The following is a 616-nucleotide window of genomic DNA, read 5'->3' on the forward strand; positions in this document are numbered from 1 at the left end:
GTTATATGGAGGAGGGACCCATACATTGAGATATCTATTAGCTTTTTCTTTATTAATGTTTGGGTGCGCATCTCAACCAAACAACATTGCCATTATCGATATGACGTACAAAGATGTTTCTGTACTAGCAAATGAAGGAAATCCTTCAGCTATCCATGCTTTATGCTACCGCCATTCTTACGGTTATGATGGCGCAGAAAAGAACTACAAAAAGGCGTATGAGTGGTGTAAAAAATCAGCAATGAATGGTAACGCTAGTTCAATAACATTGTTAGCAGAACTTCATTATCAGGGCAACGGTACTGAACAGAGTTATGAAAAAGCATTTCAGCTATACAAGTTAGCGGCAGAACTTGGGCATGATCATGCTCAGTTAATTCTTTACCTAATGCTCTCAAAAGGACAAGGTGTTGTGGCGAACAAAGAGTTGGCCATATATTGGCTAGAAAGATCTTCAAAAAATGGTAACCAACAAGCGATCAGACTCAGTGGTAGTTCTTCCATATAACAAACCACTAAAGGCACTCGCGCTGCTCGTTGGGACGCTAACACATGGGCTGCGTCACTTCGTTCCTAATTTTAGCCCATGTGTTAGCGCCCCTTAGTGGGGTGTTAT

Annotated in this window: 1 protein-coding gene; it reads left to right on the forward strand. The window is 41.2% G+C overall.

Translation table 11 applies throughout. The annotated features are described in order from the left end of the window. Nucleotides 1–508 (forward strand): tetratricopeptide repeat protein (locus AC27EZ_RS18130; RefSeq protein ID WP_487136664.1); only part of this gene is annotated, 508 nt, incomplete at its 5' end. Nucleotides 509–616 lie beyond the last annotated feature (108 nt).

It is taken from the genome of Alteromonas sp. 4NH20-0056 (assembly GCF_057539655.1).